The 4,337-nt window shown below is 71.5% G+C and carries 4 protein-coding genes and 1 tRNA gene; 2 read left to right on the forward strand and 3 right to left on the reverse strand.

What is annotated here, in order from left to right:
• Nucleotides 1–671 (forward strand): HpcH/HpaI aldolase/citrate lyase family protein (locus tag SACHA_RS0116005; RefSeq protein WP_083935879.1); only part of this gene is annotated, 671 nt, incomplete at its 5' end.
• A gap of 129 nt (nt 672–800) precedes the next feature.
• Here the strand turns inward: SACHA_RS0116005 and SACHA_RS0116010 are convergent.
• The 3 genes from SACHA_RS0116010 to SACHA_RS0116020 form a co-directional block, all read right to left on the reverse strand.
• A complete protein-coding gene (locus SACHA_RS0116010; protein WP_028663253.1) occupies nt 801–1,991 on the reverse strand; it encodes a thioester domain-containing protein in 1,191 nt (396 codons plus the stop codon).
• A 148-nt stretch (nt 1,992–2,139) separates the two neighbouring features.
• Nucleotides 2,140–3,201, reverse strand: coding sequence for a trans-sulfuration enzyme family protein (locus SACHA_RS0116015; RefSeq protein WP_019811358.1), 1,062 nt, complete (start codon nt 3,199–3,201; stop codon nt 2,140–2,142).
• Nucleotides 3,202–3,310: 109 nt separating this feature from the next.
• A tRNA-Leu gene (locus tag SACHA_RS0116020) sits at nt 3,311–3,396 on the reverse strand.
• Between the two features lie 130 nt (nt 3,397–3,526).
• Here SACHA_RS0116020 and SACHA_RS22595 point away from each other — a divergent pair.
• On the forward strand, nt 3,527–4,337 hold an 811-nt coding region (locus SACHA_RS22595), incomplete at its 3' end, for a DUF3662 domain-containing protein (RefSeq protein WP_051110261.1).

Here is a 4,337-nt window from a genome sequence, read left to right on the forward strand (position 1 = left end):
AGGTGGGGGTGCGGGTCAACGCGCCGGGCAGCGGGTGGCACGACGAGGACCTGCGGGCCGCCGCCCGGGCGAATCCGGACGCGGTGGTGGTCCCCAAGGTGAACTCGGCGGACGACGTGCGGGCCGTGGACCGCGCCCTCGACCTCGGCGGGGCGGACGGCGACACCGCGATCTGGGCGATGATCGAGACCCCGACGGGCGTCCTGCGGGCCGCGGAGATCGCCACGGCCGCCGAGCGGCTCACCGCGCTGGTACTGGGCACCAATGATCTCGCGAAGGAACTGGGCGCCGCGTCCGTGCCGGGTCGCGCCCCGCTGCTCGGCGCCCTGTCGAGCTGCGTCCTCGCGGCCAGGGCGGCGGGCAGGAGCGTCCTCGACGGCGTCTACAACGACGTGCGCGACGCCGAAGGGTTCGAGGCGGAGTGCGTGCAGGCGCGGCAGTTCGGGTTCGACGGCAAGACCCTCATCCACCCCGGACAGATCGAGATCTGCCACCGCGTGTTCACGCCGTCGGACGACGAGGTCGCCCACGCCCGCGCGGTGATCGAGGCGTTCGAGCGCGCGGCCGCCGAGGGCCGCGGCGTGGTCACGGTGAACGGCAGCATGATCGAGAACCTGCACGTCCAACAGGCCCGCCGCACCCTCACCCTCGCCGAAACCCCCACCCCCTGACCTCCCCACCCGGGTGGGTGTTGCCGTGAAGGGCACTTTCCCTGCGTGAGAGACCGTGAGGGGCACTTTCGCTGCGTTGAGTGCAGGGAAAGTGCCCCTCACGACACTACGGACGGTGACCGGGTCGGGTCAGGTGCTGCGCCTGCGGCGTTGGAGGACGACGAGGGTGGCGCCGCCGGTGAGGAGGGCGAGGCCGACGAGGATCGGCACGAGCACCGACACGCCGGTCTGGGCCAGATCCCCGGAGTTCGCCTGCGGGGTCACCGAGGTGGTCTCCGTGGTCTCCGGTGCGGACGGCTGCGTCGTCGGGGCCGGGGACGACGTGGGTGTGGTGCTCTCCTCGGGCGGGGTGGTCGGCGCCGCGGTCCAGTCCGCACCCGCCGAGGCGTCCAGGGTCGTCTCCTCCGAGGTCGCCACGATCAGCGACTGCGCCGGGTCCTTGGTGTAGTCCTCGCTGACGAACAGGCGACCGGTGTCCAGCTGCCCGGTGGCGGACAGGGCGAACTCGGCCTGCCCGGCCCCGGTCCCCCTGGGCACGTCGAGGTAGACCTCGCTGCCGTCGGCCAGATCCTCCGCGGCGAGTTCGGCACCGTCCGCGTCGGTCAGGGTCACGCCGTCCGGCAGCTCACCGGTGATCTCCGTGATCTCCCCGGTGGTCGCGACGGTGAACGGGCCGATCCGTTCCCCCGCACTGCCGGACGCGGTCGCCGGTGTGATCTCCAGCGCCGGGGTCGGCTGCTCCCCGATCCCCACGTTGGCGTCCCCGGTGAGGTGGTCGTACAGGGCCAGCACGTCGGCGTCGGCCGCGTCGTCGCCGCTGCCGGGATCGTCCCGGTCGAGGTCGTGCCCGTCGCTGAAGTGCCACACCGCGGCCTGCGTGCCGGTGATGGCCTCCTTCTCGCTGAGGCCGTCGTGCAACTCGGTGCCCTGTCCGGTCAGCGTGTCCGCCAGCGCGTCCAGCCCGACGGACGGGTAACCGTGGTGCAGCACCCAGCTGATCCGGTCACGATTCTCGTGGAACGGCGATTCCGCGTCCGGGAACTCGTCCCACGGACTCTCGTGCAGGAAACGTTCGGGATCGACCGCCACACTGATCTGGACACAGTAGGCGCGGATCGAATTGCCGCCCTCCAGGTCCAGCGCGAACAGATTCGTCTCCGTGGACGTGCCCCCGAGATGGGCGGTGTAACCGGACTTTCCGGCCGTGGTGTCGATCCGGCCCTCGGTCTGGGCCGACGCGGGCACGGAGCCGAGCACAGCGACCGTGGACACGGCCGCGAGCAGGGCGGATCCCCTGGCCGACGCTCTTCTACCGTTCATGAGTCTCCTAATTCCACAGCGGCGAGAAACCTGCCGGGAGAACGCGTGATGTCACAGCGGAAGCGCAGCATACACGCGGCGTGGAATACGCGAACGGGGGACAACAACCCGGTCCTACGCTACTCCGAACGGCGGAACGAAGTCGAATTCATTCCACGGAATGCAAGGCGCGTTCGAGATCGCGCCACAGATCCTCCGGGGCCTCCAGCCCCACACTGAGCCGCAGGAGACCGGGTGCCACATGGGCATCGCCCCCGCGGGCGGCCCGGCGCTCCACCGTGGTCTCCACCCCGCCGAGGCTGGTCGCGTGCCGGATCAGCCGCAGCCGGGCGCACACCCGGTCCGCGGTGTCGGCGTCGGGGAGATCGAAGGCCAGCATCGCCCCGCTCCCGGGGTACCGCACGCGCCGGACGGCGACGTGTCCGGCGAGCCGGTCGGCGAGCAGCGCGGCGGTGGTCGAGGCCTCGGTGTAGCGCACCGGCAACGTGCGCACACCGCGCAGCGCCAGGAACGCCTCCAGCGCGCCGGGGGTGGCGCCGATCAGTGTGCGCGCCCGGCGCAGGCGCTCGGTGAGGTCCCCGTCCGCCGTGACCGCCACCCCCAGCAGCAGGTCACTGTGCCCGCCCAGGAACTTCGTGGCGCTGTGCACGACGACGTCCGCGCCGAGTGTCAGCGGCTGTTGCCCGAGCGGCGTCGCGAACGTGTTGTCCACCACGACGAGCGGCCGCTGCCCGCCGTCCTTCGCGGCCGCGGCGATCGCCGCGACGTCCATGACCTCCATGCTCGGATTCGTCGGTGATTCGAGCCACAGCAGGGCGCACCGCGCGGCCGCGGCGACCCACGCGTCGGTGTCGGTCGGCGGCAGTGTCTCCACCCGGATCCGGCCGCCGGTCTCGGCGTGCTCGAACAGCGCCCGGGTTCCCGTGTAGCTGTCGCCCGGCACCGCGACGCGGGCGCCCGCGGGCAGCGAATCCAGCACGGCGGACGCGGTGGCGATCCCGGAGGCGAACGCCGTGGCGGTGCCGCCCTCCAGTTCACCGACCGCGTCCTCGAACGCGGCCCAGGTCGGCGTGCCGTCCTCGCGGGCGTAGCCGAGGCCGAGCGTGCTGACCGGGACGAGGGGGGTGTTCATCGGCCCGTCCGACTCGTGCGGGCGTCCCGCCACGATCGCGCGGGTCCGTGCCGACCACTGTTCGTTCACGTCCGTCACGGTATCGGCGCCCGGAGGAGGCCGGACACCGACGTGGAGGCTGGGTGACATTCGCGACAGCCCCCACGCAGAGAACCGGCCCCGCCCCGGCGGACCGGGACGGGGCCTGTGGTGGGCGAGGAGGGAGTTGAACCCTCACGTCCTTCCGGACACACGGACCTGAACCGTGCGCGTCTGCCATTCCGCCACTCGCCCGAGTGACTGACCGCGTCAGCAAGGAGAAGCCTACCAGGCCCCGTCGACGGGGTTTCACAGGGCCCGGTCTCGCACGCCGAAAACGGGATACGATCGCGGCGGAAGGTACACGTGGAGGGAGGTGGCCCCGGTGGGACGCGTGCAGCGCTTCGATCGGCGCCTCGAGAACCTCGTGGGAGACGCCTTCGCGCGGATATTCGGCGGCAACGTCGTCACGCAGGAAGTGGCGCTGGAACTGGAGCGTGAGTGTGAGGACAACGTCCGGGACCTCGCGGGCGGGCGCAAACTCGCGCCCAACCACTACGTCGTGTCGTTGGGAGCCGCCGATCACGACCGGATGGCGGAAGACGAGCAACGGGTCACCCGGATGCTCGCCGAAGCAGTCTCACAGCACCTCGCTGAGCACGGCTGGGACACCTATGGTGACGTCGTAGTTTCGCTAGAGCGCAACGAGGCGCTGCATACTGGAAAGTTCAGAACCCGCTCGACCGTCGACCCCGACGTCACGGCACACGACGGAGGGACCTCCGCACGGTCGGCACGAATGAGCGACGCAGGAGACCGACCAATGAGCCAGCCCGGCGGCTACGGCCAATACGACCAGGGTGACCCGTACGGCCAGCAGGGCCAGTACGGCTACGGACAAGCAGGCCCCGGGTACGACCAGGGCTACGGTGCTCCGGGGTATGACCAGGGCTACGGCGCCCCCGGTTATGACCAGGGCTACGGCGCCCCGGGTTACGACCAGGGCTACGGCGCCCCCGGTTATGACCAGGGCTACGGCGCCCCCGGTTATGACCAGGGCTACGGCGCCCCGGGCTACGATCCGGGCTACGGCGCCCCCGGCGGCTACGACCCCTACGGCCAGCCTCCTGCTCCCGGCTACGACCCGGGCTACGGCCAGCCACCCGCTCCCGGGGCACCCGGCGCTCCCCCGGCCC

The sequence above is a fragment of the Saccharomonospora halophila 8 genome (assembly GCF_000383775.1).
Lineage (GTDB): Bacteria > Actinomycetota > Actinomycetes > Mycobacteriales > Pseudonocardiaceae > Saccharomonospora > Saccharomonospora halophila.